The 24,425-nt window shown below is 42.0% G+C and carries 21 protein-coding genes, 1 tRNA gene and 6 pseudogenes; 10 read left to right on the top strand and 18 right to left on the bottom strand.

Features of this window, described 5'->3' with window-relative positions; translation table 11 throughout:
- Nucleotides 1–17 precede the first annotated feature (17 nt).
- Both sfnG and WH390_RS02015 read left to right on the top strand, forming a co-directional pair.
- A pseudogene (gene sfnG / locus WH390_RS02020) lies at nt 18–1,111 on the top strand (dimethylsulfone monooxygenase SfnG).
- Between the two features lie 140 nt (nt 1,112–1,251).
- Nucleotides 1,252–1,974, top strand: a complete 723-nt coding sequence (locus tag WH390_RS02015; protein WP_406850628.1) for a hypothetical protein — start codon at nt 1,252–1,254, stop codon at nt 1,972–1,974.
- A gap of 749 nt (nt 1,975–2,723) precedes the next feature.
- On the opposite strand, the pseudogene WH390_RS02010 reads toward WH390_RS02015, so the two are convergent.
- A pseudogene (locus WH390_RS02010) lies at nt 2,724–3,457 on the bottom strand (DUF4942 domain-containing protein).
- Nucleotides 3,458–3,537: 80 nt separating this feature from the next.
- The gene (locus WH390_RS02005) at nt 3,538–3,732 is read right to left on the bottom strand and encodes a DUF957 domain-containing protein (protein WP_072012863.1); all 195 of its coding nucleotides are present in this window, start codon (nt 3,730–3,732) and stop codon (nt 3,538–3,540) included.
- Here WH390_RS02005 and WH390_RS02000 point away from each other — a divergent pair.
- A pseudogene (locus tag WH390_RS02000) lies at nt 3,731–3,994 on the top strand (DDE-type integrase/transposase/recombinase); the annotation flags it as partial. The gene WH390_RS02005 and the pseudogene WH390_RS02000 overlap by 2 nt on opposite strands.
- A gap of 128 nt (nt 3,995–4,122) precedes the next feature.
- Nucleotides 4,123–4,422, top strand: a pseudogene (locus WH390_RS01995) (Tn3 family transposase); the annotation flags it as partial.
- A gap of 282 nt (nt 4,423–4,704) precedes the next feature.
- Here WH390_RS01995 and hpdA read toward each other — a convergent pair.
- The 5 genes and pseudogenes from hpdA to WH390_RS01970 form a co-directional block, all read right to left on the bottom strand.
- Complete coding sequence (gene hpdA, locus WH390_RS01990; RefSeq protein WP_032115538.1) at nt 4,705–5,643, bottom strand: 4-hydroxyphenylacetate decarboxylase activase; 939 nt, start codon at nt 5,641–5,643, stop codon at nt 4,705–4,707.
- Nucleotides 5,644–5,705: 62 nt separating this feature from the next.
- Nucleotides 5,706–5,960 carry a 4-hydroxyphenylacetate decarboxylase small subunit gene (hpdC, locus tag WH390_RS01985; RefSeq protein WP_148305563.1) on the bottom strand — a complete coding sequence of 85 codons (255 nt, stop codon included), beginning with the start codon at nt 5,958–5,960 and terminating at the stop codon, nt 5,706–5,708.
- Nucleotides 5,961–5,962: 2 nt separating this feature from the next.
- Nucleotides 5,963–8,659 (bottom strand): 4-hydroxyphenylacetate decarboxylase large subunit, encoded by a 2,697-nt coding sequence (hpdB, locus tag WH390_RS01980; protein ID WP_406850627.1) that lies wholly within the window; start codon nt 8,657–8,659, stop codon nt 5,963–5,965.
- A 287-nt stretch (nt 8,660–8,946) separates the two neighbouring features.
- A pseudogene (locus tag WH390_RS01975) lies at nt 8,947–9,027 on the bottom strand (hypothetical protein); the annotation flags it as partial.
- Nucleotides 9,028–9,257: 230 nt separating this feature from the next.
- Nucleotides 9,258–9,387 (bottom strand): annotated as a pseudogene (locus WH390_RS01970) (RNA-guided endonuclease TnpB family protein); the annotation flags it as partial.
- Between the two features lie 415 nt (nt 9,388–9,802).
- Here WH390_RS01970 and WH390_RS01965 point away from each other — a divergent pair.
- On the top strand, nt 9,803–11,140 hold the full coding sequence (locus WH390_RS01965) for a cation:dicarboxylate symporter family transporter (protein WP_032115536.1): 1,338 nt from the start codon (nt 9,803–9,805) through the stop codon (nt 11,138–11,140).
- A gap of 398 nt (nt 11,141–11,538) precedes the next feature.
- Here the strand turns inward: WH390_RS01965 and WH390_RS01960 are convergent, their stop codons facing one another.
- The 8 genes from WH390_RS01960 to WH390_RS01925 form a co-directional block, all read right to left on the bottom strand.
- Nucleotides 11,539–11,874: a hypothetical protein gene (locus WH390_RS01960; RefSeq protein ID WP_032115535.1), complete on the bottom strand. Its 336-nt coding sequence runs from the start codon at nt 11,872–11,874 to the stop codon at nt 11,539–11,541.
- Nucleotides 11,874–12,050, bottom strand: coding sequence for a hypothetical protein (locus WH390_RS01955; protein ID WP_187290953.1), 177 nt, complete (start codon nt 12,048–12,050; stop codon nt 11,874–11,876). The genes WH390_RS01960 and WH390_RS01955 overlap by 1 nt, the downstream gene beginning before the upstream one ends.
- Before the next feature lie 414 nt (nt 12,051–12,464).
- Nucleotides 12,465–13,721 (bottom strand): tyrosine-type recombinase/integrase, encoded by a 1,257-nt coding sequence (locus WH390_RS01950; protein ID WP_406850626.1) that lies wholly within the window; start codon nt 13,719–13,721, stop codon nt 12,465–12,467.
- Between the two features lie 196 nt (nt 13,722–13,917).
- Nucleotides 13,918–13,993: transfer RNA gene (locus WH390_RS01945), tRNA-Phe, on the bottom strand.
- Nucleotides 13,994–14,176: 183 nt separating this feature from the next.
- The gene (mltC, locus tag WH390_RS01940; protein ID WP_032115533.1) at nt 14,177–15,247 is read right to left on the bottom strand and encodes a membrane-bound lytic murein transglycosylase MltC; all 1,071 of its coding nucleotides are present in this window, start codon (nt 15,245–15,247) and stop codon (nt 14,177–14,179) included.
- A gap of 63 nt (nt 15,248–15,310) precedes the next feature.
- Entirely contained in the window at nt 15,311–15,583 is a 273-nt protein-coding gene (locus tag WH390_RS01935) for an oxidative damage protection protein (protein WP_032115532.1), read from the bottom strand.
- Between the two features lie 25 nt (nt 15,584–15,608).
- Entirely contained in the window at nt 15,609–16,649 is a 1,041-nt protein-coding gene (gene mutY / locus WH390_RS01930; protein WP_032115531.1) for an A/G-specific adenine glycosylase, read from the bottom strand.
- Between the two features lie 26 nt (nt 16,650–16,675).
- Nucleotides 16,676–16,825 carry a hypothetical protein gene (locus WH390_RS01925; protein ID WP_187290952.1) on the bottom strand — a complete coding sequence of 50 codons (150 nt, stop codon included), beginning with the start codon at nt 16,823–16,825 and terminating at the stop codon, nt 16,676–16,678.
- Nucleotides 16,826–16,895: 70 nt separating this feature from the next.
- On the opposite strand from WH390_RS01925, the gene trmB reads away from it, so the two are divergent.
- The 5 genes from trmB to WH390_RS01900 all read left to right on the top strand — a co-directional run bounded on the left by trmB (nt 16,896) and on the right by WH390_RS01900 (nt 22,025).
- Complete coding sequence (trmB, locus tag WH390_RS01920) at nt 16,896–17,615, top strand: tRNA (guanosine(46)-N7)-methyltransferase TrmB (RefSeq protein WP_032115530.1); 720 nt, start codon at nt 16,896–16,898, stop codon at nt 17,613–17,615.
- Complete coding sequence (locus WH390_RS01915; protein ID WP_032115529.1) at nt 17,615–17,941, top strand: YggL family protein; 327 nt, start codon at nt 17,615–17,617, stop codon at nt 17,939–17,941. Before trmB ends, WH390_RS01915 begins: the two co-directional genes overlap by 1 nt.
- Before the next feature lie 909 nt (nt 17,942–18,850).
- Complete coding sequence (glsB, locus tag WH390_RS01910; protein ID WP_032115528.1) at nt 18,851–19,783, top strand: glutaminase B; 933 nt, start codon at nt 18,851–18,853, stop codon at nt 19,781–19,783.
- A gap of 38 nt (nt 19,784–19,821) precedes the next feature.
- Nucleotides 19,822–20,547 carry a DUF2884 family protein gene (locus tag WH390_RS01905; protein ID WP_032115527.1) on the top strand — a complete coding sequence of 242 codons (726 nt, stop codon included), beginning with the start codon at nt 19,822–19,824 and terminating at the stop codon, nt 20,545–20,547.
- A gap of 425 nt (nt 20,548–20,972) precedes the next feature.
- Nucleotides 20,973–22,025 carry a hypothetical protein gene (locus WH390_RS01900; protein WP_032115526.1) on the top strand — a complete coding sequence of 351 codons (1,053 nt, stop codon included), beginning with the start codon at nt 20,973–20,975 and terminating at the stop codon, nt 22,023–22,025.
- 65 nt (nt 22,026–22,090) lie between these two features.
- Here WH390_RS01900 and hemW read toward each other — a convergent pair whose 3' ends face one another.
- The 3 genes from hemW to WH390_RS01885 are packed head-to-tail and all read right to left on the bottom strand — an operon-like array spanning nt 22,091 to nt 24,410.
- Nucleotides 22,091–23,221 (bottom strand): radical SAM family heme chaperone HemW, encoded by a 1,131-nt coding sequence (gene hemW / locus WH390_RS01895; protein WP_032115525.1) that lies wholly within the window; start codon nt 23,219–23,221, stop codon nt 22,091–22,093.
- A complete protein-coding gene (gene rdgB, locus WH390_RS01890) occupies nt 23,214–23,807 on the bottom strand; it encodes an RdgB/HAM1 family non-canonical purine NTP pyrophosphatase (RefSeq protein WP_032115524.1) in 594 nt (197 codons plus the stop codon). The genes hemW and rdgB overlap by 8 nt, the downstream gene beginning before the upstream one ends.
- 15 nt (nt 23,808–23,822) lie before the next feature.
- On the bottom strand, nt 23,823–24,410 hold the full coding sequence (locus WH390_RS01885; protein WP_032115523.1) for a YggT family protein: 588 nt from the start codon (nt 24,408–24,410) through the stop codon (nt 23,823–23,825).
- Nucleotides 24,411–24,425 lie beyond the last annotated feature (15 nt).

The following is a 24,425-nucleotide window of genomic DNA, read 5'->3' as shown; positions in this document are numbered from 1 at the left end:
CACAAATGGGATGGATAATGAACCAAACATGCAATAAACTGAAATTCGCTTACTGGGTTCCTAATGTGTCAGGGGGACTTGTTATCAGTAATATCGAACAGCGAACTAGCTGGGATATCAATTACAATCTCAAGTTAGCACAGATCGCAGAAGCCAACGGCTTTGATTATGCGCTGAGCCAGATCCGCTTCACCTCTAGTTACGGTGCAGACAACCAGCATGAATCGGTATCATTCAGTCATGCACTGCTGGCGGGAACAACCAAACTGAAGGTTATCGCCGCACTCTTGCCCGGGCCATGGAATCCAGCCATAGCCGCTAAGCAGATCGCCACGATCAGTCACCTGACTAATGGTCGTGTTGCAGTGAATATTGTCAGTGGTTGGTTCCGTGATGAGTTTGCCGCTATCGGTGAACTTTGGCTCGATCATGACGAGCGTTATCGTCGTTCGGAGGAGTTTATACTAGCCATACGTGGTATCTGGACAGAAGATAGCTTTACGTTCAAAGGTAACTTTTATCGTTTCAACGAATATTCGATGAAACCAAAGCCGGTGGATCCGCAACCAGAAATCTTTCAGGGCGGTTCATCGCGTGCGGCGCGTGACATGGCTGCCCGTGTCTCTGATTGGTACTTTACCAATGGTAACACTCCGGCGGAGATCAGAAAGCAGGTCAATGATATCCGCGCCAAGGCCGTGACCAACGGACATTCCGTCAAGATTGGGGTGAATGCTTTTGCCATTGCCCGCCAGACTGAAGAAGAGGCGAAAGCGGTTCTTGACGAAATTGTCGCTAAGGCTAATCCCGAAGCTGTGCAGGGCTTTGCCGATCAGGTGAAAAATGCAGGAAGGCTTCACCCGAAGGAAAGGGAAACTGGGCAAAATCATCCTTTGAAGACCTCGTTCAATACAATGATGGATTTCGTAGTAATCTGATCGGAACGCCGGTGCAGATCGCCGAACGAATTATTGCGTTAAAAGATGCCGGTGCAGATCTCATCCTACTCGGCTTTCTGCATTTTCAGGAAGAGGTAGAATTCTTTGGTAAACACATCATTCCTCTAGTACGTGAACTGGAAGCCAAGCGTGACGTAGAACGTAGTCCTTAATAGGCCTTATCCAAGTAGGTCAAAGTAGCTCTGATGAAAAATAAAAGTGTAATTCCGTTGCACTGACGGAAACAAAAGTAGCTCACCATTTATCGCACATTTTGGCTTCAAATATCGCACGCGGCATCAGCAGAGTATTATTGGTTGCTGAAAATGTGTTTATTAATATGCTGCACCCTGATTTGAATACAAGATGGGATCATATTGTTCTTTTTCAGGATGGTAACTGTTTGAGTCCGACTGAATACAATCTGAGTCGATGTTACAAAGAAGATTTTCCGCTTTTTGCCGCGTCTTTTATTAATAGTGAAAATCAGACAACGTTTAATAAATTAATTGAGGCCTTAGATTTAAATGACCAATATAAACAATTTTTCCTTGAGGCTATACAATCCAATGCTTATAACACAAAGCTGATAGATAGCTCTGCTCAACAGGAGTTAACTAAAATTTTTTCTCGTCTGCTTGATTTTCAACAGGGCTACACTTTGAAAAAACAAAATTATGACCAGATCCTCAACTTATACAATTTAACAGCAAGTACAGATAGAGAAAAAGCCGAGCATCTATTCGCGTTATCTGCCGTTTTTACTCATTATTCATCCAGTGCTATTTTTGGAACTGAGTCAGAATCACCGCTAATGCTCAGGTATTATGCATGCGCTTTAATGGAAAAAGCTTACAATCTGAATCAAACACTGATTGGTCAGGATAGATTCAATGATTGGAAAAATCGACTACTAGGAATAGGAACAGAGAACATTTTCACTTGTACTGCGGTTTTATCTAACATAATGACTAAATATGCTTCAGAGCACTGTAATTATGTTTTGCAAAAGATCCAGCCATTGGCCTGGCGCTAAAAGATGCTATTTTATTAATGAAGAGTAATTAAATTTATGCAGGATGGTATGGCTTATTTGGTCTTAGCTGCTAGAAAATGCCATCCTGTGTTTTTATTAATCTGTCATCCCTCAATGTTTACAAATGTGGTAGTGGGTTAATGCGGCAATAACGCTGACTAATCAGAACGTACAAGCATTGGCAATAGTCATTACAAGAAAAAATGCCAAATCTGGAAAGTTATTTAAAAATGTATTTGGCAAAGATTAAGTAGAGAGCATATGTTAGTCATACAGACTTAGATGGTTTGGTTAAACTTTATTATCAAGCTGCCTCAGCTAATTCTGCAGTGAATACCATAAACAATAATTACTACCCATTTGTTCAAAAAATGTGGATGAATTAGATAAAGATTTATTCTCTAAAATTGATAAGTTAGTAAAGATAAAAAAGCGACTAATGCTGATGAGTTTGCTGAGTTTAGATGGAATTTATTTCTTTAACCAATAATTCTTATGTTTTGTAGGATAAGTTTGTGGGAGTAAGTCTGGATGCAGTAAAATCATTAAATCAATATACAATTGAGAATGATTTCAAAAAATAATCGAAATTGTTAGTTTTAATCACTCTGCTAGCAATGTGGTGCCGGACTCGGAATCGACATGCTAAATTAACTCATTGAATTTTATTGTTTATTTTTGATATGATTGTTTTTATGCCCTCAATTGTACCCTCGGTCCTTTTTGGTGCTGGAGCGGGGGATTCAAACTCAGGAGCGAGCGGGTAACATCGAAGTAAAATGCTTCGCTACAATGTCGTTCATTTTATCAAGCAGTTCTAGCCTTTTGAAGCTGATATGCGCTGTTCCTTTCTGAAAATATTTAATCTCAAACATCTCATCCTCACAACGATTGCTGTGCCTGTTCTCATGGATATGATCCCCCAGCCGACGGGTAACGTCAGCACGGTTGTCAGGAACAGGTTTTCCGTCAAGGATCATCAACATCCGCTCAAGATCAGCTAATCGATCGCGCTGCCAGCCCCAGTTTAGACCAAATCCCCAACGGTCATATTTCACCAGCCCTGCCACGATAATCTTTCTCCCAAACTTACACGGGCTGTTGCTCTTGTAGTCCCAGCTCAGATCTTTAAACACATTGATCACCCCACGTTCAAATACGCCACCTTTACTATGATGCAGTTGCTCGAATGTGTTGAGAAGGTTGGCTTCGCTGAAAGCCGGAATAGCATCCTTTTCCAGGCTGTTGTACCACTGATTAACTTGCTTCCATAACGGTGGCCGGTGCGCATTGCCCAGTCATTCGACGTACCATCGCCAACACCTGAGGTGAGCTGAGAGAATGCATCGAGTTGGCGGATCAGCGCGCCGATACGTTTCAGTGCTGTATTGCGCCCGGTGACGATGTGCTCAATGCTTGTGGAGCTGATGACTTCAGTGTGGCCGGTCAAAGCTTCAGGTTCGGTGAGGGTAAAGTCTGACATCATTTTTCCCTTTATATAAAGCAAAACGCCAGTCGGTGAGGACTGGCACTTATGCGTGTATGATGAGTATAGTTCGGCGGTTAATCTGTTCTGGTCTGTTGCAGAAGCTGCAGATGGCGGAGATCGCGAACGTTCTGTAATGCCTGTTCAATCCAGGGCAACAGTGTTGCGGAGTCGGCATTGTTTTCGTCGTTATCGAAGATGATCTCCGTACCGCAATTGATATTGTCCTGCAGCCATCCAATCAGAATGTTGAGAGAGGCTTCCGTGGTTATGCATGATGCACTAGTCTTTGGCAGACGCTTTCGGACCTTCAATGCGGTGGATGATTTTAACCGCGAAGCCCTGGCGATAGAAATCGACCTGAATATCCCGGTTCAGCGTTTTGTCCGGGTTCTGGACAGGATCGTGATAAATCGCGGCTATCCGCTGAAGATGCGGATTGATAACTGACCCGAACTGGTCTCGCTGGCGCTGACACAATGGGCCGAAGAACATGGTGTGCTGCTCGAATTTATTAAGCCGGGTAAGCCCACGTCTCTTTCCGGCAGGGATACCACCCGGCACGAACATTTAACCGAACAGCACCACTATCCTGGCGTAAAGGTGTTCACCGGCAAAATACAACAGGACTGTATTACACACCTGCTGTCGAAAGCGACCTGGAAATCAGAGACAGAAAACCGGAGAATCAGAGCTATCACGCCAGTGGACTGACGCTGCTGACGGCTGCTATCTCGCTGTGGAATACCGTCTGTATGGAAAGAGCGGTCGATGCCCTGAAGCGTAAAGGGGTGAAGATCAACGAGCAACTGCTGTCACATTTGTCGCCGTTAGGATGGGAACACATCAATCTGACAGGCGATTATATCTGGAAAAGCAACCGGATACCGGCTTCCGGTAAGTTTCGTCGGTTGAGACCAGCTAAAGTCGAAAGGTCAAAAAATAGCCTTAACGTACAATAATTTTCGATATCCAAACTGACCCCTGGTACGGCTCACAGAAGTACCTGCCTGCAGCTGTGGGACGCCACCGGGGAAATGATGCCTAGAAGGAGATCCCCTGCAGGTGCCTACAGGCTTGCTATGACGCCGGACTCGATATCCGGATGCAAATCAAAAAGAGTGAGACGCCGGAATCGCCGAAATTTCCTCCCTGTGGTATAATGGGAGCATTGTATCTAACTATAAGGTTTCCCTGGCTAAATTGCCGGGTCTCATTTATCAATTTTCAGTGGGCTTATGTAGTCAAAAAGGTGTGTCGCTCCCGATATAGCAAGCCAGCCGCTGTTGGGTAAAGAAAAGCTCAAACGCTGACAGCTCAACATCAGTAGGGGGTTGCCAGTGCTGTCCCGGATATGTTTTTCCTAGTTGCTGCCATTTCGATTCTCCTAATCGATGGAAGGGCAGCAGATTTACTTCGTATACACCAGCAGACTTCATAAATGTTGCCAGCGCCTGCATGTTGTCGTCGGTATCATTGATACCAGCAATCATAGGTACACGAAGCACCAGGCGACCTGTCCAGCCTTGCTGAACCAGAGCACGGATATTGCTCAGGATAAGTGTGTTATCCACGCCGGTATACTGGCGATGGAGATGCGTATCCAAATGTTTAACATCGATAAAAGCGAAATCAATAAACCGCATCGTACTCAGGAAAATGTCTTCTCGAACATATGCCGTGGTCTCAATGGCAGTATGGATCCCGGCCTCCCGGCAGCGATGAGCGATATTTTCCAGGAAGCGATGCTGAACAAAAGGATCGCCGCCGCTGAATGTCACACCGCCTTCTTCACCCCAGAAATCCCGGTCATGCTGTAAACGTTGTAACAATGCTTCCGCGGAATAGTTATAACCACAACGCTTCAGCGCCTGCGATGGACAGGCGTCGATGCAGGTTAATGCCCGACACACCTGACACTGAGCGTTATCCAGCATGAGTTTTCCGCCAGCAATCGTGATAGCCTGGCAGGCACAATTCTCCACGCATCGGGTACACCCTTGTGATGCGACACAACGCATCTCACTGAACAGCATTTTTTCCTGCGGTTGCCAGCTTTCCGGATTGGCGCACCACTGGCAGCTCAGACGGCAACCACTCATAAAAAGAGTGGTACGACTACCGGGACCATCATGGATTGAGTGGCTCTGAATATCAAAAATCAGGCCCTTTTCAACATCCATAGCATGTCTCCTGTAAAAAAGAACCCGCCCGGACAGCGGGTTCAGAGCAACCTGAGTCATAGTTAACGGCGTGTAAATGCGTCACACAGTCCGGCGTTTGTACTGGCATCTACCCAGTAAGGTTTGCCAAACCCCAGACACTGCGCAGGTGAGGTTTTGTCGCAGTAGTGTCTGCAATGTTCACAACGCGGCTTTTCGTTGTAGTTCTCACAGACAGGAGTGTCAATCATGATGAGGTTTCCGCTCAGACGACATAAACCTTTGGCGACGTCAATGGGGCAGAAATTATGGCAGTGGGTATGGTTGCATTCACACATGATTACATCTCCTCGTATTCTGTTCTGGCTATCACTTCATCCTGAATCGGCTTACCAATTTCACACCAGTACTGCGTAAATCCCGCGACGCGAACCATCAACTCACGGTAGTTTTCAGGGTGCTGCTGCGCATCCCGCAGCGTTCTGGAATCAACAATGTTGTACTGAATATGGAACCCGCCTTTCCGCAGATAGCTGCGGGTTAGTTCCAGCAGTTTGCGCGAGCCCGATGCGCCACGTACAGAAGTGGGATGCAGTTTCAGGTTCATCTGTGAGTTCTGAGACTGGCTGTGATCCCAGACCGTCGCGGAACTAAATAACGCATAGGGGCCGTTGCGATCGGTGCCTGGATAGGCGGACATGGATCCGTCTGAGTAAGTCGTTCCCGCCAGCCGTCCGTCAGCACTCGCCAGCGTACAGGCACCTTGTGGACCGTGTGTGGAAACTGAGATCTGGCAACGGTACATTTTTTTGCCGTACAGCGATTCATACTGACGCGCCATCGTACAGAACCAGGCTTCGTACATTTTCAGTAAATCATCTACATAAGGATCATTATTGCCAAATTTAGGCGCATTCAGGCAGGCGGCATGAATATCATCAAAGCGTCTGCCTGTATTAGCCTTACGCTGCTCAGCCATGGAATAATTGCCGCTTTCTTCGGCTGTCTGGTAACCGAAGTTGTTCAGCAATGCGTCCGTCAGTTGTTCAAGGGGATACGCTTTGTCGTCAAACACCAGTTTTTTAATGGCCGCCAGCGAATTGATGCAAGTGATAGTGCCGCAGCTTTCAATGTTATAAGTGGCATTGTAGCGGTAGCCCATCTGGCCGATATGCTTACCGTCGCGCAGGCAATCCGGCTTCAGGAAGGAGTTCATAATGGACATATTATTTTTACGCCAGATATCCATCTGAATGTTGTTTGCTTTAGCCACCACATCGCAGGTCTGTGCATAATAACGGGTGAATTGTTCCCATAACTGTTCGAAGCTGTCTGGCTTCAAATTGTGCGGCGGATAAACCTGAGTACCTGTACGTTTGTCCAGACCGTTAGTGAGGACGAGTTCAAGGATTTTTGGATTCGCAAGAAAGTGCACGCCAGTGCCGGCAGTCTGCCCGGATCCGCCGGGAAGATCGTACTGTTTGCCATTTAGCGTCAGCGGCAGGAACGAACCCGGTGAGGTTTCAAGGCAACCACCAAGAGCAATGGCTCGAGCCTCCTCCACATCCATTCCTTCAGCCGCGTACTGGTTTAACAGGAACTGCATCCCCACCTGATTGTTAACCCAGGCTGGATAGCCCACACCGGTTTTCGTGCATTCAACGGCTTTAAGAAGGAAGGATTCCGGTACTTTTTCGTCATACAGCACGCTCAGAGTCGGCTGCGGGGACTGACAGCGAATACCCGCTTCCAGGATCAGCTCTTCAAGCCGGTTAGCGGCGGATGAACCTTCTTTTTTCAGTCCACCAAGCACCACATTGTTGAAAGTATTGCCGGAAAGTACACCACCCACTACCCCTGTGGAAGCGAAACAGTCCACGCAAGTGAGTTTAATACGGTGAAGCTGAAGGAGTTCCAGCGCTTCTTCTTCATCAAGGCGCCCTGCAGCAATATCCTGTTCGAACCAAGGCCAGAGAATCTGCCCAATGCGTCCCGGCGACATTCCTGAGGCGGCATCTTCATTCAGCACGGCAAGGTGCATGGTGTAACTGAGTTGCAGAGCTTCGTGGAAGGTACGGGGCTGATGATGGGCAATCCACGCCAGACATTCCGCAATGTCAGTATATTCCTGGCGCTGTTGCTCATCATCAGTGCGTTCGGCAAGAACACGCGCGTGTTGCTCGTAGTGATAGATCCAGTTTTGTAGCCCTTCAATAATGATGCGCACTGCGTCGTAGTAATAGAGCCGGTCCATGCCGATGATGCCATCGCCGTTAGCATTTCCGGCAACCAGGTCGCGCTGCTCGAGGGCAAAATTTTTAATACCATCCAGTCCATACTGAAGCGGGTAGTAGTAGTTGATGACCTCACGCCCCTGCGGAATGGTATAACCGGAATCGAACATGCAAATCACGGACTTCATGATGTTTTCTTTTATCTGGTAATCTGGTATCAGCATTTCGTACTTGTGTCCGAGCGCTTCAACCGAACGTCCCTCCCAGGCTCTGGCTAAAGTAATCAGAGCTGGAGTTTGTTCAGCACGAATACCAAATTTGCCGGCAATGGACACAATATTGCCGGCACTTTGCGTCACATTACCGCCGCCGTTGCCAAAATGAGAGAGCTTTCCAGCACTGTCGCTACCGGTATCAGCACGAGAGGTCAACTCATCAGCGTTAGCCAGAAAAAAACTCTCCGACAGCCATGGCATCGGAAAAGAGCCACGGTAGTAAGCCGTTTTCTGCATGACCAATTTTTCGCCGGGGAAAATATTGGGTGTTAAATGGGAAAAAGCACATTTCAGGGCTTCTGCACGGCGAACGATCGCCACATCATCAGCCAGTTCATCCCACTTACGGGTATACCAGTAGGGAAATTCGGTATCCACAGATGAAAGAGTTTGGAAATAAATATCCCGCAGCGCTTTTGCCCGGGGATAAGGAGCATCATTCAGATTTGACTCATTGTGTATATCGGAATGAGCAGCGTGTGAAGCAATGCTTCGCTGCTGAAGAATAGCAAGTTTTTCGGTATTCATTGGGTTAAAGCCTTCTGAATATTTTGGTCTTCTGACCGTCGTCCCTCGTGATAATCCCTCAGTCTATTTATAAAATAGCCTGCTAATAATTTACTCCTTACAGTAAATGATTCAAAGGCGATATTTTTATTTTGTTGTTTAATATCAATTTATTGATTGATTGCGATATGTTCCGTATCCGTAAATCATTTCTATTTTCATTCTCAGTGGGGGCATTGATGTTTCCGAATGGCAGTTTTTTCATAATACTCATTCCTTACTATTGCGGGAAAGAGTCCGGTACCCCATTCGATGGGCCGTGAAGATGCGGGGGCCTGCACGATGGCATCGCACTGAGTACAGGCATGCTTCTCACGTACAGTCCGGATAGACGCTGTTTATCGCATCCAGGAAGCCCTTCACTTTCTTTTTTCTGGTTCCCAGCGTGTTAGCTATGTCTTTTTCATCGAAGGGAACGCTTAAATAGAACTTTTCCATTCCTGAGCCAGTATCCTGCGTTAGTTCAGAAGATTGTATCAGCCTGTGCTCGAACGATTTTATGCTGAGTCAAGCTCCCCGGAAACTTTATGTAGATATCAGATGGGGATTACGACAACGTTCAGACCGTAACTTGACTCGCCTCGGTGGGCTCCTGCTTCAACGGAGGGTTTGACTGCATCATCCTCCTAAGCAAATACGGCATGTCCTGTCGCTAAAATATTACGAGCACCGTTTACATCGGCGTTAGCTGCCTGGCGCAAAATTTACTGTAAGCGCCTCGTGAGGATCGTTGGGTAAAATTAGCCTGATAACGTTCGCCCGCAGTTGTACTTTGGCCGGGAAGCAGGGGTGCCGGGCAGGTCTGCGGTGAAATATTTGTTTACCAGATACGAACGACATGCTGCGGGTTCGAGCGGCAAAGAGCCAGCATTTATAACTTTGCTGTGCTTAATTCACGACGTTCACAGCGATGTTGTTGATCATCATTAGATGAAAATGCGAGTGAACTCGCTATTTGTGGAACATGATCCCATCTTTTTTGTAGTTCCCGGAACCCTCATTTTCTATAATCCCTCCCGTGCCCCAATTCCATGTATTGGATAGGGTTTTTCAATTCGGCTCTTTCCGGCATTTCAGGTGCTGAATGAGGCAAGAGGATACATTATGTTCACCATTCTCGCGTACATCGCGATCTTTTTATTGTGCAGTTACAGTATTTTTAAAGTTGACCTTCACAGGGACTCTCTGTCAAAAAGTGTCTTTATCGGTATGTTTTTCGGCGTACTTATCGGTATTTCACTCCACTTTGTCAGCGCTGAGGCCAGAAATCAGGTCACCGACTGGTATGACATTGTTGGTAACGGTTACGTTAACCTGCTGAAACTGGTCGCGATCCCGCTTATTTTTATATCCATTCTTTCCGCCATTAATAAACTGGAGCACAGTGCCGGTATTGGCAAAATGTCACTGACGATCGTCGGCTGCATGTTGTTCCTGGTTATGATAGCCGGGTTCATTGGCCTGTTGACCGCCCGTACTATCGGGCTCGACGCCAGTGTATTTGCCCATCTTCAGTCCACTCTGACAGCTGATGATGTAGCGAAAACTGCTACAGTGTCGCTGCCGAAACTTATTACTTCGCTTATCCCCACGAACCTGTTTCTCGATCTGACCGGTGCACGCAGTGTATCCGTTATCGGAATTGTGGTATTCACCCTACTGGCTGGCGTTGCACTACTGAAAGTAAAAAAAGAAGCGCCTCAGGAGGGAGAGCAGCTTAGTGCTGGCATCAATGCTGTCCAGTTCTGGGTAATGAAAATGGTCAGGATAGTTATCGCCATGACGCCTTATGGTGTTATGGCTCTGATGACTAAGGTATTTTCGGCCTACAGACTGGAGCAGTTTGTCAGTTTGCTGGGTTTTATTGCCACCTGCTACCTGGCTGTGCTGATGATGTTTATTGTGCACGCTATTTTGTTGGTTATTGCCGGGCGAAATCCGGTTCAGTATTTCCGAACTGTATGGCCAGCGTTGACATTCGCTTTTGTTTCCCGCAGCAGTGCCGCGTCAATTCCGTTGGCGATTACGGTGCAGAAAAAATTTGGTGTTCCTGATACCGTCGCCAACATTGCCGCTTCTTTTGGTTCAAGTATGGGGCAAAACGGCTGCGCCGGGATTTATCCAGCGGTAATTGTGGCCATGATTGCGCCGACGATGGGCATAGACCCTCTTTCATTGACTTTCCTTGCGGCAATGCTACCGGCTATTGCTCTTGGTTCAATTGGTGTGGCGGGTGTTGGCGGCGGTGGGACCTTGGCGGCTCTTATCGTCCTCTCCACCCTTAATTTCCCGGTGGCATTAGTGGGTATTTTTATTGCGATTGAGCCAATTATAGATATGGCTCGTACGGCACTTAATGTCAATGGTTCAATGATTTCCGGAGTGTTGGCTAGTCGGCTACTGGAGGAAAAAGACAGTCTTCGTGAACAGCCTGAGACCTGAACTGGCTGATGCATCCAGCTCCTCTCCCGCTTTTTTCGGGTGAGGGGCAATTTTTTACCTGATGTTTTTAATCTCGTATATCTGCATTCACAATTGCCGCCTTTTTTATCGTTAACATCATTGTGATGTATAACATTCACTCAAAATAGTTACTTAATTTTGTCCAAAGTACCTCAGAAAACACTATAAAATCCTCTAGTTGAATGCCATACCAATCACTGCGACTTTTAGCGAATAAGTCCCCAGCGAACCCAGTTCCTGGCTGGACAGCCATCCGCGCAACCCGGACAGGCAGAATCCACGCTGGTTTTGATACAGAAAAACATTCGAGACTTGAAAAAATTCAGACTGGCATTGCGATTTGTAGGCACTATGCGGGCGTACGCCCGCTATATAAACTAAAAGTTAACATTATACCCTAGTGTCAATATCGTAATGCTCAAATACAGCACCACTATTGTTATAAACATTTTGTAGTCAGTGAAAAATTTTAATGGGGCAGTAAGGTAAAGATGTTTTCTTGCACCATTATTTATTTCCGTAAACAACCTGTAAACCTCTGGGTTATCCTTTAACGATTTTATTTTGTTATGTTCGCACCAATGTTTTTTGTTAGCGAAGTACAAAGACCAGTCGGCATACACTGTTATGATGGCAAGCAATACGCCTACCGCCACTGCATCATAATAAAAAACAACCTTATGCGGCAAAATCAGAGCAACTAACTCATCCATTACCTTCCCCCCATATCATTATAGGCTTTATCGGAAAATGAAAGGGTTAGTGCAACCCCCATCCCAGTGATTAAAAAAATTGGCACAAGCAGAACAACTAATGCTAAGAAACCAGACAGGTGATCAGGTTTATTTAAATAACTGATAGCAAGCAGCAAACTAAAACCGAAAAGCATCCCGAACACCACGGCATATTGCCACGGGGATAAATAATCAACATACCAGTCTGGTATCGGATCCGGGCTTAAACTGGGGTAACGGAAATTTCGGTGGTTCCGGCGTAAACCCCTTGTGGATCCTTTTTTATCATCTCATTACCAAAATCCTTTAACGTGAGTTTTCGTGCCACTGAGCATAATAAGTTTAAAAATTCCAAACTAACAATGAATTAGCTTCTAAGCGTACGTTTTCGTTCCATTGGCCCTCAAACCCCGTTTACAAAAAATAAGGGATACGCTGAGGCTCAGCCCTTTATGGGCTGAGCTTTTATACCATTGTAGTTTTATAAGTATCTTCTTGCCCATCAGAGTAGTCAGTATACCAATGCATCGTTCCTCCTCTTCCTACTAGACTGCTTTTAATTCGAACCACTATCCTGAGTGAAGTTTTGCAAAGTCAAAGGGGCTTACTGATTTCTCACCATTTACATCGAGAAAATCTGCCCACCATTGCAGCATCAGCCTGCGCTCATCCAGAAATTCCGCTTTATGGATATAAGCTGCACGTACGCCATTACGTTCCTGATGGCTCATCTGGCGTTCAACAGCATCCCTCGACCATAACCCTGACTCAATCAACGAACTACAGGCCATTGCCCTGAAGCCATGACCACATACATCTACTTTTGTGTCGTAACCCATTAGCCGCAATGCGTTATTCACGGTATTTTCACTCATAGGTTTCCATGGATTGTGATCACCGGTGAAAATCAGTTCATGTTCTCCACTGATGGTGTGGATCTGCTGCAGAATATCCAGCGCCTGAGCTGAGAGTGGAACCAGATGCTCTGTCCGCATTTTTGAGCCACGATGAGAATACTTGACCCCGTCAATAGGTTTCCGCTCGGGAGGAATAGTCCACATGGCTTTCTTGAAGTCGATCTCAGACCACCTGGCAAAGCGAAGTTCACTGGAACGGATGAAAATAAGCAGGGTTAGTTTAGTTGCCAGTCGGGTGAGAGGCTGCCCTCTGTATGCATCCAGTCGTTCAAGGAGCTCTGAAATGCGATTTAAGGTGAGGGCAGGGCGATGCTGGCGTTTCACCGTCGTTAAAGCGCCAGCCATATCTACGGCAGGGTTATAGCTGATAATGCCTGACTGGGCGGCATAGCGCATGATTGCAGTGATACGTTGCTGAAGGCGAGCTGCAATCTCATAGATCTCTTTGGCTTCGGCAGCCTTAACGGGGACAAGTAAATCGGGAGTCCTTAGGGTGGTAATATCGCGTGAGCCGATAAAGGGGAAAACGTGAGTCTCGAGACTTTTCAGTATCTTCTCACTATGTGAGGCTGACCATTTTTTGTTGCTCTTATGCCACTGCCTTGCGATGCCTTCAAATGTCTGAGCTGTTTCGGGTACCGACTTTTTGATCCGTTTCTGTTCGCACGGGTCAGTTCCCTCAGCTATCAGCTTCCTCGCCGTATCGCGTTTTTCCCTTGCTTCTGATAACGAGACTTCAGGATAGACACCCAGAGCGAGCGTTTTCTCTTTGCCCAGAAACCGGTAGCGGAGCCGCCAGTAGCGCGAGCCGTTAGGGTGAACGAGCAAAAACATGTTGCCGCTGTCGGCAAGTTTATAAGGTTTTTTATCCGGTTTAGCTGCACGGATTTTAGCGTCAGTGAGCGCCATTGGCGGTATCTCCTGATAGTAAAAAGGGGTATAAATTTTATCGAATCAGACTATACCCTCAGTTGTACCCTCGCAAGGGACTTGATGCGGGTTGACGTTGATTGAGCTGAGTGGAGTTAAGGGATTGTAGAAGCGTTGGTTTTGGCGGACTTAGAATGCAAAAACGGACCTCCGTAGAGGTCCGTTGATATGAATTTGGTGCCCGGAGGCGGAATCGAACCACCGACACGAGGATTTTCAATCCTCTGCTCTACCGACTGAGCTATCCGGGCAACAGGGCGTATTAAACCTGATTATGATATTTTCGTCAATTAAAATTATTGCAATAAGCTTTCTTATGCTTGTTTTTTCAACAATTTAACAACTGGTATATAAAAAGTGTTCGAAGCTTTTTTGCCGATTAGAAATGGTACCCTTTATTATAAGGGTACCAACTTAACTAAGTAAAAAGGCTGTTAACGATAATTTTTCTGCGCATTATTTACTTTAATCAGATAATTACGTGATTGCGCAGCCGGATGTTTAGTCACTAATGCTTGGTAAACATCACCGGGTGGCATTTGGTTAATAATCTGTGCTGCCAGCTTTTTATCGTTATGGAATACTCTTAATACACTACCGGCTCCACCATTATAGGCAGTGATGATCGCATAGCGGCGCGAGGTAGCATTAGTGATTTCACCTAAATAAGTGTTTTGTAGCAATGATAAATAGGCGGTTCCCAGATCAATATTATTGGCAGGATCAAATAAATAATTGCGACTTGGTATGCCTGATTTTCCTTGGGCACGAAAAACGTCTTTGCCAGCAGTGTTTGGCATAATTTGCATTAAACCTAAAGCATCAGAGCGACTGACTGCGTAAGGATTAAAACTAGACTCTATTTGCATAATTGCCAAGATCAACGATTGATCAACACCATATTTTGCCGCTGCCTGGCGGATATATGGTAAATACTTATGAGCACGTTTATCCAGGTGATTTGGCACTAATTGGATAGTAATTGACCAGATGACGTGCAATCCTGACTGACGTCGCTGTAATTTATTTTCTAATAGATAGTCGGCAAATTTTGTTGCTCGCCATTCCCAGCGGATCGGTTGATTCGTATGATCAAGTACTTGTCCATATAAAAATGGCTCTTTACTGATAGCAATATTATTAATATCAGAGTAGAGATCAATGGAGCCTGGATCATCGCCCATCAATAGAGTAGTAACAATGGCTTTTTTTAAGTATTCCTTTGGCTCTACGCCAGCGATGGTTTCAATTGTGATGCTGCCGCTGTCAAAATTAATATGGCTACGGGTTTGGTATTGATCGGTATATTTGACATAATCTTTTGGCCCAGCAATCAGCACTTCCTGAATTCCCCAAATATTCTCAATATTGTGAGCAAATTGCTGAACTAAAATATCAAATCCATTGGTATCTTTGATGTATTCAGGATGAAATGAGAACTCTTTTTTACTGGAGCAAGCCAGCAAAAGTTGGACAATGATCAGAGGGAGCAGCAGCTTTTTCATATCATTCACAGTTTGTCAGATAAAAAACCATCAGAATGGAAAAAATTCTGATGGGGTTAACAATTATTTTTCAGGCGGGGTATAGCCTTCAATATGAATTTCTTGCCCCTCAAACAGAAATTTTACCATCTCTTGCTCTAATAGCTTTCGGTCTTCAGGATTCATCGTGCTAAGTTTTTTTTCATTGATCAGCATGGTTTGTTTGCTCATCCATTGTCCCCAGGCTTCTTTAGATATTTGATTAAAAATCCGCTTACCTATTTCACCAGGATAAAGCTGAAAATCCAAACCTTCAGCTTCACGTTGTAAAAAAGTACAAAAAATAGTTCTACTCATTAAGTGGATCCTCAGAACGGTAAAGTTAATATCTAAATTGTTTAAGTAAGTTTTCAACCGGTGCTGCTAAGCCAATTTTTATATCTTGCTGTAAGTTATACCAAAGTCCTTGTGTTTCATCCATACAAGCAGAAAACTGATTAATAGTGACATAAATAGGTATAACATCTAAATGAAAGTGGCTAAAGGTATGACGAAATGTAATTAATTGCTCAATTTTGTTATATACAATACCGGAATTATTAAGCCACTCGTTTAGTGCATCAAGCGTATCAAATTGTGGAAAAATATATAAGCCTCCCCAAATACCAGAAGGAGGACGCTTTTCCAGCCAAATTGAATTTTCATATTGTAGAATCAAAAACCAGCCACATTTGGTGGGAATTTGCTGTTTAGGTTTTTTGGCTGGAAAATTTTGCCAGCTGTGGTTCATAAAAGCATAGCAACCTTTTTGTAACGGGCAGAGTTCGCATTTAGGTTTACTACGACTACAGATCATAGCACCGATATCCATCATCGCCTGATTAAAATATTGAGCATCATTAGCAGGAGTTAACAGAGTACTGATAGCCCATAGTTGGTTTTCAACTTCTTTTTTACCGGGCCAACCATCAATTCCATAATAACGAGTAAGCACGCGTTTTACATTACCATCCAGGATAGGCAAATGTTGGTTTTGGGATAACGATAAAATAGCGCCAGCAGTGGAGCGTCCGATGCCTGGAAGTGAAATAACTTGGTCAAATTTATTGGGGAAATGGCCATCATATTTAGCCACAATTTGTTGTGCTGCTTTATGCAAATTGCGGGCTCTGGCATAGTAACCGAGGCCTGTCCATAGGTGTAAGATTTCATCTTGCGGGGCATTTGCTAAAGATATGATGTCAGGGAAATGGCTAATAAATTTCTCAAAATAGGGGATTACGGTAGCGACCTGTGTTTGCTGCAACATTACTTCAGATAACCAGACGTGATAGGAGGATTTTTCTCGTTGCCAGGGAAGTGTTTTGCGCCCATAACGATGATACCAGTTAAGTACAGCTTGCGAAAATTGCAGTGTATCCATATAAAGAGTCTTTACCCTAAACAGTTTTATAAAAAGTAGCTTTTGATATGAGCGATGGTATCATTGCTAGTTGTTTTTTCCGCAAGGAATAAATATTTACTCTTTAGCCAAATATTAGCTTTGATGAAGCTTTTTATTCCGTCAATAGAGTAATGCTTTTTACCTGCCATTTTCATATTCAACTGCTCATAATATAATTATTTCTATTATGAATAGTATTAATTGGTAAAAATAATCTCAATACTTATGATGAAAAATGTTATTACTCCAGAAGTTAATGAAGAGGGCAAAGTAATACGTCGTGTTCGTAGCTTTGTCCGCCGTCAGGGGAGATTAACTCCTCGTCAGGAAAATGCACTGCAAATGTTATGGCCTAAGATGGGGGTAGATTTTACCGGCGAGCCTCTATCATTTGATTCACTATTTGGCAATAATGCGCCGGTGATCCTGGAAATTGGTTTTGGTATGGGGGCATCATTAGTTGCCATGGCTGAACAAAATCCGGCTAAAAATTTTCTCGGTATTGAAGTTCATTCACCGGGAATTGGTGCTTGTTTGGCAGCGGCGAAAGAAGCCAATCTGAGTAATTTACGGGTTATGTGTCATGACGCAATTGAAGTATTGGAGAAAATGTTGCCAGATGATTCGTTAAATATGGTGCAACTTTTTTTCCCTGATCCCTGGCATAAAGTAAGGCATAATAAACGCCGAATTGTGCAGCAGTCCTTTGCTAAGCTTGTTTTACATAAATTGGAATTAGGTGGTATATTTCATATGGCAACCGATTGGCAGCCTTATGCCGAGCATATGTTAAATGTAATGCGTGAAATTAGTGATTATCGAAATTTGTCAGCAGCAGGCGATTATGTTCAGCGACCCGCTACGCGACCGGTGACTAAATTTGAAAAGCGTGGCCAGCAGTTAGGCCATGGAGTATTTGATCTTATGTTTGAGAGGATAAAATAATGTCTAAACAGCGTAGCCGTCGTTTACGTAAAAAACTACATATAGACGAATTTCAAGAGGTTGGTTTCTCAGTAAATTGGTCTTTTCCCGCTAAAACGCCCATTGATAAGATTGATAGTATGGTTGATACCTTTATTATAGAGCTTATTCAACCTAATGGTTTAGCGATGGACGCCAGTGGTTATTTAGATTGGGAAGGATTGATCTGTATGGAGAAAACTGGCAAATGTACAGAAGAGCATCGTAAATTAGTAGACGAATGGTTAAAAAATCACGGAATGAAAAAGGTGGTTACTTCTGAATTATTTGATATTTGGTGGGATTAATCAGCTTTAAATGTTATTAGACAGATTATTGTGACTAAGTGTTTTTGGCATGCTTTAATTTGTCTAAATGAAGAATCGATATAAGGGATTTTTAATCGATATTTAAAGATTATTTTTTTGGTGTAAATAAGTCTATCAATAGATTTTTTTACTATAAAAACTGTATTTTTAATTATTATTAATTAAAGAAAAATAAATGTATTTTATAACAGTTTTAAATTTAGTTTTTATATCTTTTAATTGAAGATAGTTAATCAGCAAATTGGCAAATAATATGCTGTCTTATTTTTAATTTTTCATACTAAATAAAGAGAAAATCAAATTTATATTAACTGATTGAGTAAAAATAATAAATTATTATTCTAATATTTCAATTTTAAGTAATAAATATTGTTTTTTATTACAACAATATATTTTTAATAGCTTTATATCAATCAAACTGGTTGTCTGCCATTCCATTTATTATATAAATATAAAAAATATTAATATATTTTTCAAATAGCTAATAGTAGCATGCGTATAATATTTGCTAAAACAAATATTAAATTAGTATTTAACTAGCTATCCATTTTTATATTGTATTCATTAAACTGTTTAAATATATTAATTAATTTTACTGATGCTCAATGTTGGGTGGTTATGTTTTATATAATAAGTTAAAATTTTATTATGTTTTTTATATTATAGTGAATGCTAGATTTTTTTGTCATTAACTTAACTAAGTGATATTTAGCTGTATAATAGGTACTTGATAATTATGAGTTTTGAAATTAATTAAATTTTTTAATCATCAATTGAATGAATTTTAAGCATAAATAGGAAATAGATAAAAATTATTCTAATAAATAGATTATATTTTTATCATGATAATTTATAGGAAATAAAAATAATATCGGATAGTATTAAGATATGAAAACTTTAAACACAACGCTTTCTAATACATTACTTATAGATATTTTACAACAGGTCCGTGCTCTGATTGGACAAGGAAAAGTAGCAAATTATATCCCAGCGTTAGCAGAAGTGCCGAATCATCATTTGGCAATGGCTGTTTGTACTGTCGAAGGAGAGATATTTTCAGCCGGTGATGCATATGAGCGTTTTTCTATTCAGTCAATTTCTAAAGTACTTGGTCTTACCTTAGCGATGACCCGTTACCGGGAAGATGAGATTTGGTGTCGGGTTGGTAAAGAGCCGTCAGGATTACCCTTTAATTCATTGGTACAATTAGAAATGGAAAAGGGGATACCGCGGAATCCTTTTATTAATGCCGGGGCTATTATTATTACTGATATGTTGCAGTTTCGGTTTAGCACACCTAAGCAACGAATGCTGGAGTTTGTTCGTTCTCTTACCGGTCAAACGGATATTAGTTATGATAACCAAGTTGCGAAATCGGAAATGGAGCATGCGAGTCGCAATGCAGCAATTGCTTATTTAATGAAATCTTTTGGTAATTTCAAGAGCGATGTTTTAGCGGTATTAGAAACTTATTTTCATTATTGTTCGCTAAGTATGAATTGTGTGGAATTGGCTCAATGTTTTAATTATTTAGCCAACAATGGACGATTATTAAATAATGATCAGATCATCACACCAATTCAAGCCCGACAAATTAATGCCTTGATGATGACTTGTGGGATGTATGATGGTTCTGGTGAATTTGCTTTTCGTATTGGAATACCGGGTAAATCAGGTGTTGGCGGTGGCATCATTTGTGTTGTGCCTAATGCTTTTACAGTAGCGGTATGGTCACCTGAATTGAATAAATCAGGGAACTCTTTGTCAGGTTGCGCTGCCTTAGAATTATTATCGCAACGAATAGGTCGCTCCGTTTTTTAGTATATGGCAATACAAAGCTGTTGGTTAAAGGAGAAAATATGTTACGTATCATACTAATTATTTGCACATTATTGATGGCAACTTTTGTCGTAGCGAAAGAGCATCAATGTTCTGTAAATCTTAAAGATGACATTATTATTACCAAACAGCAGATACAAGTTAAAGGTGCCAGTGGGAATTTGCAGATCACACCTGATGGTGAAGTTACCTTTAATAATAAAGTATTACCGTTAACCCCGATGCAAAGAGAACATGCTGTTGCTTATCAAAGCGTGGTTCGTGCAAATTTACCATGGATCAAACAGCATACTGAGCAGAAATTAGTTGAAGCTAAGCAAATACTCGATAATTTGGTTATTCGGGTAATGGGACAAAACAGTCAAGTGAGAAATCGCTTAAATACACTAAAACAAAATTTGGATAAGCAGATTGATAAAGTTATTGAACAACGCGCCGATAGCCTGATCTTTCATCATCAGCAGTTAAAAACGATTGAAGCTGACAGCCGTATTTTACTCAATGAAAGTTTAGGCGGAATATTGCAAGATAGTATTAATGAAATGGGGCGTAAACAATTATTGACAGGTGGTGATGCAAATCAGTCGCTGCAAAATTTGCTGGGTGGACTAAGCGGATTACAGCAGGATTTAGAATTAGAATGGAAAAAGCAGGAAAATAATTTTCGCCAGTTTGGTCAACAGGTTTGTCATAAAATTGCCCATATGGAGCAGCTTCGTATTGATCTATTAAATAAGTTGAAATAATTTTTAAACTATCATATATTTTATTTTAAGCGTGCAATTTAACTAAGTTATTACTAAAGTAAGCGTTTAATTTGATCGAGATTTATCCAATCAATAAAGTTTAATCTGGTTTTTATCTGTTATTGTTGCAGATATTAGTCAGGTTAATCTCAATATTCCCATTTTTCATTTTAGCTAAATTTAGTCTGACAAAATAAATGTCGCTGTACTTGGGATATGAAAGTGACAAAAGTCAGTGTAATACCCGATATAGCAATCCTAAAAATTAGTATAGTTTGTAGGCATAATAATGCTTATCGTTAAATAAACAGTTTTGCTAGTGATTGCTTTCAACAAAAATAGAATATTAAGTATAAAACTTAACAAGCAAACCTGTTATATGAAATAAATTACTAAAAAATTTGTTTTTGATAGGAGTACAATGCATGTCTACCATATTGAATTTAGGCAATAATTACAATTATAACTTTAGTGAAAGTCGACTTAATCGCGTTATGAATGCAGAAACATTAGCTGAAGCGCAAAATATGGGGTTATGGGATCGGATTAAAGACTTTTTTCACGGTGGCGTGAAGCGGCAAGCAATAGAGATATTATTTGATCATATTAATCAGCCGGCATGCCATGATACTTCACCAAATAAACAACTACTGAAATTTGAACGATTGATTGATTTAGCCAAACCTGAACACAAAAAAGATTTTATCATTGATGCTGATCCACCTAATGTATACGGTAAATGGAATTATCGATTACAGATCGCAGAACATACTGTATATCAAGCTAATGAGATAGTTGATAGTTCAACCACTTCTTATGGAGCTTTTTGTGCAGTTATGACAGGTATGGCTTTTCGCCAATATATATCTGATAACCCTGATATTTTTGGTAGTGGAAATGATAGTAATGATGACTATATCAGGGCTAGTATCCAATGTATGAGTGATAATGAAAAAATACGCCAGCAGCTTGAAAAAGACCTAGACAACCCGAAGTATAGCCATAAAAATTTTTGTGCAATCGAAGAAGTTGCTGATTCAGCAGAATTTATTGCCCGCTTCAAAGAGGGAAGTTTAGAATTTTCTAATAGAGATAATTTACACGGTGAATTTAGAGGTGCTCTTTTAAAGAATGCATTGCAAAGTGGAAATTATCACAATTTGAGAGAATTGTGCTTACAAGGTAATAATCGTACTGGGCAAAATACCATACTAAAGTATGCAGTAGCTCCTCATATTGATATTTTCATTCAGAGTCTGACAAAGGGTAATCCCATTGATTGGCCGAATGGTAGGTATGATCCCATTAAGATTCTAATTGAAAATAAAAGTCCTCTTATCAGTGCCGAAACTATTCAATCACTAAATGAACAGGTTATTGGTGATACGACATTAGGTAAATTATTTGGCATTCCTCAACCTGATATCGATGATGCAGATGGTAAGCATAGAAATACTATAGTAGATAAAAGAGTATAGTTGATTAGAAAAGTAGAATAATATGCCGTTATTTACATCCCACCCTAAATGGGATGTAAATGGCTTTATAAAAATAGTGTTAACAAAGAATTGAGAAATAATTTGCCTTGTTCGGTGATCTGCCAGCTCAATTTTGTTTCTGTGATATAACCTTGCTCCAGCGCGTTATCAAGTTGACGACGAATGACATTTTCCGCTAAACCGGTGTAATCAATAAAATCCTGTCTTGGTACTGCCTCAAGTAAGCGAAAACGATTCATAAAGAATTCAAAAGGCCTATCTGGTTGGTTTACTTCCTTTTGCTGATACAGATAGTTCCCCGATAGATAGCCACGGGGATGTTTCGTTTTCATTGTTCGCAAAATACGACCATCGGCAAAAGAGATTTTTCCGTGTGCGCCACAGCCAATGCCTAGATAATCGCCAAAACGCCAATAATTTAAATTGTGCTGACACTGATAGCCAGGCTTGGCATAACCAGATATTTCATATTGTTGATATCCGGCTTTATTAAGTAGCTGATGTCCTTCTGAAAAAATCTCCCACAGCGCATCATCATTAGGTAATACTGGCGGGCAGGAGCCAAAATGGGTATTCGGTTCAATCGTTAATTGATACCAAGAAATGTGGGGCGGAAATAAATCAATTGCTTGTTGCAGATCAGAAAGTGCCTGTTCAAGTGACTGATCAGGTAAACCATGCATTAGATCAAGATTAAAACTACGTAAATTTAATGCTGAAGCCAGACAAGCGGCTTGGATAGCTTCTTCGGGGCCATGTATTCTGCCTAATCTTGTGAGTTTATCGGCAGCAAAACTTTGTACTCCAATAGAAATCCGATTAATGCCAGCTTGTTGATATTGGCTAAAACGTTCAGCCTCAACGGTACCAGGATTTGCCTCCATGGTGATTTCGGCATCAGCTGCCAGCGATAATCTTTGACGTATACCATCAAGTAACGATTGCATTGCCTTAGCGTCGAGTAGACTAGGTGTACCGCCACCAATAAAAATACTCTTAACTTGACGACCATTTATCAGTGCAAGGTCAGCTTGAAGATCGGTTAGTAGATGTGTGACATATTCTTGTTGGGGCAACTCACCTTTTAGTGCATGTGAATTAAAATCACAATAAGGGCATTTTTGCACGCACCAGGGAATATGCACATACAGACTCAATGGCGGTAATTTAAGCATTAGTTAAAGATCCTAATAACATTTTTAATGCTTGCCCACGATGCGATACTGCATTTTTTTGCACTTTGGTTAATTGAGCTGCGGTAAGTTTTAGTTTGCTATCATAAAAAATCGGATCATAACCAAAACCGTTGCTACCTTTAGGTTCATGGGTTAGCACACCTTGCCATATACCGTGACATATAATCGGTGTTGGGTCGGCAAAATGGCGCAGATAAACGAGTACACAATGGAATTGAGCTTGGCGTTGGTTGTCCGGAATATCTTTCAGGATGGATAATAGTTTGTGCAAATTTTCTTCGTCAGATGCATTTTCACCGGCAAAGCGAGCTGAATAGATCCCCGGCGCACCTTTTAACGCATTAACCGAAAGGCCTGAATCATCGGCAATGGCCGCGAAACCAGAGGCTTTTGCCGCATGGCGTGCTTTTAATATCGCATTTTCAACAAAAGTTAGCCCAGTTTCTTCAATTACACTAATAGCTAACTCAGTTTGGGCAATAATATTTAAGTTACACTCTTTTAACAGTTCAGTGAATTCAATTACCTTGCCGGCATTACCCGTTGCTAATACCACTTTATGCATGAAATTTGCTCACCTTTACATTAAATAGCCAACTGAATAGAGTATGCTGGTAATAGTCGGATCAATGAATAGCAGAATATCCAGGCGCAGATAATTTAAAGCAATCAAAATCAGCATTACAATCATGGCTGAGAAATCTAACCCGCCCATAGCAGGGATAATACGACGAATAGGTGACATTAAAGGTTCAGTTAATTGCATAAGCATATAATCAATAGGATTACGACCTTGGCTTATCCAACTAAGAATAGCTCGAATTAAGATCAGCCAAAAAACTAACTTGCCGGCATAAGTTAATAATTGAATAAAGCTAATAGGTAATAGCGTTATGCTGATTAAAGCGAGCGTGTTCGTTGCCCACATGACAAAAAGAATATTGGCTATGGTAAGAATATAAGCGACCAATAAAGTTGCGGTATCAATAGCTCCAATAGCAGGAATAAAGCGCCGTAAGGGCCCTACAATTGGTTGAGTTGTTTTGACCACAAATTGGGAAAATGGATTATAGAAATCCGCTCTGACCCATTGCATCCAAACTCGTAGCAATAAAATAATAATGTATAGTTGAATAATGGTTGGTACGATAAAAGTTAAAAATTGCATTTAATTATCCTGATA

Source organism: Candidatus Arsenophonus nilaparvatae, from assembly GCF_045346035.1.
Taxonomy (GTDB): Bacteria; Pseudomonadota; Gammaproteobacteria; order Enterobacterales; family Enterobacteriaceae; genus Arsenophonus; species Arsenophonus nilaparvatae.
This window is presented reverse-complemented; position numbering and strand designations above follow the sequence as displayed.

Coding starts and splice junctions, on each gene's coding strand:
- hpdA (WP_032115538.1), bottom strand. CDS start 5,643: ATGGATGTTGAAAAGGGCCTGATTTTTGATATTCAGAGCCACTCAATC.
- WH390_RS01925 (WP_187290952.1), bottom strand. CDS start 16,825: ATGAAAATGGCAGGTAAAAAGCATTACTCTATTGACGGAATAAAAAGC.
- WH390_RS01905 (WP_032115527.1), top strand. CDS start 19,822: ATGTTACGTATCATACTAATTATTTGCACATTATTGATGGCAACTTTT.
- mltC (WP_032115533.1), bottom strand. CDS start 15,247: ATGAAAAAGCTGCTGCTCCCTCTGATCATTGTCCAACTTTTGCTGGCT.
- WH390_RS01935 (WP_032115532.1), bottom strand. CDS start 15,583: ATGAGTAGAACTATTTTTTGTACTTTTTTACAACGTGAAGCTGAAGGT.
- trmB (WP_032115530.1), top strand. CDS start 16,896: ATGATGAAAAATGTTATTACTCCAGAAGTTAATGAAGAGGGCAAAGTA.
- mutY (WP_032115531.1), bottom strand. CDS start 16,649: ATGGATACACTGCAATTTTCGCAAGCTGTACTTAACTGGTATCATCGT.
- WH390_RS01915 (WP_032115529.1), top strand. CDS start 17,615: ATGTCTAAACAGCGTAGCCGTCGTTTACGTAAAAAACTACATATAGAC.
- WH390_RS01950 (WP_406850626.1), bottom strand. CDS start 13,721: ATGGCGCTCACTGACGCTAAAATCCGTGCAGCTAAACCGGATAAAAAA.
- rdgB (WP_032115524.1), bottom strand. CDS start 23,807: ATGCATAAAGTGGTATTAGCAACGGGTAATGCCGGCAAGGTAATTGAA.
- WH390_RS01955 (WP_187290953.1), bottom strand. CDS start 12,050: ATGCTTTTCGGTTTTAGTTTGCTGCTTGCTATCAGTTATTTAAATAAA.
- glsB (WP_032115528.1), top strand. CDS start 18,851: ATGAAAACTTTAAACACAACGCTTTCTAATACATTACTTATAGATATT.
- WH390_RS01900 (WP_032115526.1), top strand. CDS start 20,973: ATGTCTACCATATTGAATTTAGGCAATAATTACAATTATAACTTTAGT.
- WH390_RS01960 (WP_032115535.1), bottom strand. CDS start 11,874: ATGGATGAGTTAGTTGCTCTGATTTTGCCGCATAAGGTTGTTTTTTAT.
- hpdC (WP_148305563.1), bottom strand. CDS start 5,960: ATGTGTGAATGCAACCATACCCACTGCCATAATTTCTGCCCCATTGAC.
- hemW (WP_032115525.1), bottom strand. CDS start 23,221: ATGCTTAAATTACCGCCATTGAGTCTGTATGTGCATATTCCCTGGTGC.
- WH390_RS01885 (WP_032115523.1), bottom strand. CDS start 24,410: ATGCAATTTTTAACTTTTATCGTACCAACCATTATTCAACTATACATT.
- WH390_RS01965 (WP_032115536.1), top strand. CDS start 9,803: ATGTTCACCATTCTCGCGTACATCGCGATCTTTTTATTGTGCAGTTAC.
- hpdB (WP_406850627.1), bottom strand. CDS start 8,659: ATGAATACCGAAAAACTTGCTATTCTTCAGCAGCGAAGCATTGCTTCA.